Origin of the sequence: Roseibium sp. (assembly GCF_025698965.1) — a bacterium.
Classification (GTDB): Bacteria; Pseudomonadota; Alphaproteobacteria; order Rhizobiales; family Stappiaceae; genus Roseibium.
The window spans coordinates 1-3,361 of the sequence record NZ_JAILWL010000599.1 but is presented as its reverse complement, the minus strand read 5'-3'; the positions used below and the strand labels follow the sequence as shown (position 1 = coordinate 3,361).

The 3,361-nt window shown below is 54.4% G+C and carries 6 protein-coding genes; 4 read left to right on the top strand and 2 right to left on the bottom strand.

The window, feature by feature from the left end:
* Positions 1 to 194: 194 nt before the first annotated feature.
* Together K5905_RS30230 and K5905_RS30225 are read right to left on the bottom strand one after the other, a co-directional pair.
* A complete protein-coding gene (locus K5905_RS30230; RefSeq protein ID WP_297591407.1) occupies positions 195 to 1,001 on the bottom strand; it encodes an aldolase/citrate lyase family protein in 807 nt (268 codons plus the stop codon).
* A 182-nt stretch (positions 1,002 to 1,183) separates the two neighbouring features.
* Positions 1,184 to 1,507 carry a DUF1476 domain-containing protein gene (locus tag K5905_RS30225; RefSeq protein ID WP_297591406.1) on the bottom strand — a complete coding sequence of 108 codons (324 nt, stop codon included), beginning with the start codon at positions 1,505 to 1,507 and terminating at the stop codon, positions 1,184 to 1,186.
* Between the two features lie 311 nt (positions 1,508 to 1,818).
* On the opposite strand from K5905_RS30225, the gene purC reads away from it, so the two are divergent.
* The 4 genes from purC to K5905_RS30205 form a co-directional block, all read left to right on the top strand.
* Positions 1,819 to 2,583 carry a phosphoribosylaminoimidazolesuccinocarboxamide synthase gene (gene purC / locus K5905_RS30220; protein WP_297591405.1) on the top strand — a complete coding sequence of 255 codons (765 nt, stop codon included), beginning with the start codon at positions 1,819 to 1,821 and terminating at the stop codon, positions 2,581 to 2,583.
* A 141-nt stretch (positions 2,584 to 2,724) separates the two neighbouring features.
* Positions 2,725 to 2,964, top strand: a complete 240-nt coding sequence (gene purS / locus K5905_RS30215) for a phosphoribosylformylglycinamidine synthase subunit PurS (protein ID WP_297591404.1) — start codon at positions 2,725 to 2,727, stop codon at positions 2,962 to 2,964.
* 15 nt (positions 2,965 to 2,979) lie between these two features.
* Entirely contained in the window at positions 2,980 to 3,087 is a 108-nt protein-coding gene (locus K5905_RS30210; RefSeq protein WP_297591402.1) for a phosphoribosylformylglycinamidine synthase-associated small membrane protein, read from the top strand.
* 18 nt (positions 3,088 to 3,105) lie between these two features.
* On the top strand, positions 3,106 to 3,361 hold a 256-nt coding region (locus tag K5905_RS30205), incomplete at its 3' end, for a phosphoribosylformylglycinamidine synthase subunit PurQ (protein WP_297591401.1).

Below are 3,361 nucleotides of genomic sequence, written 5' to 3'. Positions count from 1 at the left end.
CGGTAAACTCATCCGATTGCTACCGGCATACGAAATGCCGGCCAAAACACTTTACGCAGTTTATGGCGCCAAAAAACTGTTACCCAGAAAAATCAAGGTGTTCATCGAACATTTCGAATGCCTGTTCGGCCCGAAACTGCCTTATTGGGAAACAACAGGTTGATAGACTGTAGTTGGTCACAGGGCGCTTCAGGTCAGTAGCTGACCCCAGGCGTTTTGGGACTGGCAACCACCGCCTCGACTTCCTTCAAGGCAGCGCGGGCGGCATGGTCCAGGAAGATCGTGTCAATGCCATGCGACAAAAGCTGGAAACCCTGATTGATCCCTTCTTCCACTTTTTCCGCATTCAAGCAGAAGATACCGGCGATTTTTCCCGCAGCACGCGTCCGCCGGGCGATGTCCGCGCAGATTGTGGCCGTGCCGACACCATTTGGGTCAAGCGCAGTGCCCTTGGACAAAGACAGCGACAGGTCACTCGGTCCGACAAACACACCATCCAGTTCCGGCACGGAAAGGATATCGTCCAAAGCGTCAATGGCATCCTGCGTTTCAATCATAGCCAGTGAAAGCGTCTGGGAATTGGCGTTTTTTAGATATTGGTCACTTGTCTGGCCACTGAGCATTGCGGCCCGGAACGGCGACCAACTGCGTTCGCCAACCGGCGGATATTTGATTGCCCGCGCGAATTCCTCAGCCTCTTTTTTGGAATTGATCATCGGGGCAATGATGCATTCGGCCCCCATATCAACGAATCTGCCGGCAAGCGCGTTGTCACCAACCGGTATCCGGGCAATACGGTGCGCACCTCCAAGTGCAATCGCTGCAAGGGATTCAACAGTCGTCTCAAAGTCGAACATGCCGTGCTGTACATCAAGTGTCACGGCTTCGTAGCCTGCCCTGGCAAGCAGTTCCGGCACCATCGGTGCAGATAGCAGTGTCCATGCCGTAATCACCGGAGTTCCGGAACGAAGTTTATCGGCAAGGAAGGATTGTTGCGTCACGGAGGATCTCCAGGTTGAGGGGATGTTGCCTAGGGCGGTTATCAAACCTCTGAAAAACTGCAATCACAAGTCCTGAATGCGGCAAAAAAGCCCCGGCAATGCAACACCGATGGGATACCGGAGACAAAAAACGCCCGCTGTTTCCAGCGGGCGTTTCTCAATTCATCTAAGTCGGGCCGGGATCAGCCTTCGTTTTGCAGCTGTTCAATTGCCGTATTCATCAGTTCGTCCATGGTGCGGCGAATCTGATGATCGGACTGGTCGACATTGTTGGCGTCGAAATCTTCGCGTATCTTGCGGAAGACGTCTTCATCGCCCGGTTCTTCGAAGTCGGCCCGGACAACTTCCTTGGCATACTCTTCCGCCTTGTCTCCTTCGAGGCCCAAATGTTCTGCAGCCCAAAGTCCCAGCAATTTGTTGCGCCGTGCGGTTGCCTTGAACCGCAGCTCCTCGTCATGCGCGAATTTGTTTTCAAATCCCTGTTCGCGCTTGTCGAATGTGCTCATACTTATCGTCTCCTGAACTGCGCTGATGCACTTCCCCCCATATGGGGCTTATTTGGTCTCTTGCATATCCCTGCTCGCCCAGCAAATCAACGCAGTACCTGTTAAGTTGCGTCAAAAGCATAACAGGTCTGCGAAAACACAGGAAAACATAAGATTGTACTTTTCTCTCTCTTCGGGTAAGTTCCGCGCCGCAAAAGAGGGTTTGCAGCCTGAAGGCACCTGCCGGTCGACGTTTTTTGTCCCGGTGGAAATCAGACAAGGTGAGCAAGGACCCTTTCCAAGGTTTCTCTAAAAACGATACGGTATAGCCCATGAACCGCCGCCGGCGCATTTATGAAGGTAAAGCGAAGATTCTTTACGAAGGTCCGGAACCCGGAACCCTGGTTCAGCACTTCAAGGACGACGCGACCGCCTTCAATAACAAGAAACACGAGATTGTTGACGGCAAGGGTGTGCTCAACAACCGTATTTCGGAATTCATCTTCAACCATCTGAATGCCATCGGCATCCCGACCCATTTCATCCGCCGCATGAACATGCGCGAGCAGCTGATCCGCGAAGTCGAGATCATTCCGCTCGAAGTGGTCGTACGCAACGTTGCCGCCGGTTCCATCGCGAAGCGCCTCGGGCTTGAGGAAGGCACTCAGTTGCCGCGCTCCATCATCGAATTCTACTACAAGAACGACGAACTCGACGATCCGATGGTCGCCGAAGAACACGTCACCGCATTCGGATGGGCAACCCCGCAGGAGCTGGACGACATGATGGCGCTCGCCATCCGCGTAAACGATTTCCTGTCCGGCCTGTTCCTTGGTGTCGGCATCCGCCTTGTCGACTTTAAGATCGAATGCGGCCGCCTGTTCGAAGGTGACCTGATGCGCATTGTGGTCGCCGACGAGATTTCCCCCGACAGCTGTCGCCTCTGGGACATCGAGACCAACGACAAGATGGACAAGGACCGTTTCCGCCGTGACCTTGGCGGAATGCTGGAAGCCTATCAGGAGGTCGCCAAGCGACTCGGCATCATGTCCGTCAACGAGCGTCCTGCCGGAACCGGACCAACTCTGGTGCAGTAAGGATCAGACAAAAGCCCCCGCAATCGAAAGATTGGCGGGGGTTTTTCGACTTAAGCCTCTTCTTCACTTCCAGAACAGATCAAGCTGGTGTAAGGAGCCAACCAAACGGCCCTGCCTGACTTTGACGGAGAGATAGAACTCATGAAAGCACGTGTGATCGTCACCTTGAAAAACGGTGTTCTCGATCCTCAGGGAAAAGCCATTGAGGGTGCACTCGGGGGCCTCGGTTTCGGCGATGTCGGCTCTGTTCGCCAGGGCAAGGTGTTCGATGTCGAACTGACCGGTCCTGACAAGGACGCTGCCAAAGCCGAACTGGAGCAGATGTGCGAAAAGCTGCTCGCCAACACGGTGATCGAGAATTACGCGATCGAAATCGCATAATACGGATCACCGGCTATGGATGAAGATACCCGCAAGGCCATAACCTTCATGGCGATCAAGGCGGCGATTTTCATTCTGGTGCCTGCCCTCGCGGCTATGATCGCCGTCTTTCTACTGCTTTGAACCAACGGAATTAGCCTCATGAAAACCGCCGTCATCGTTTTCCCGGGTTCCAATCGCGACCGTGACATGTTCCACGCACTGGAACAGATCACCGGTGCACGTCCGCAAAGCGTCTGGCACACGGAAAGCACATTGCCGGATGTCGACCTGGTAGTCGTTCCCGGCGGGTTTTCCTATGGTGACTATCTGCGCGCAGGTGCCATCGCAGCACGCTCTCCAATCCTCAAGGATCTGGTCGCCAAGGCCAATGACGGCGTTTCCGTTCTGGGTGTCT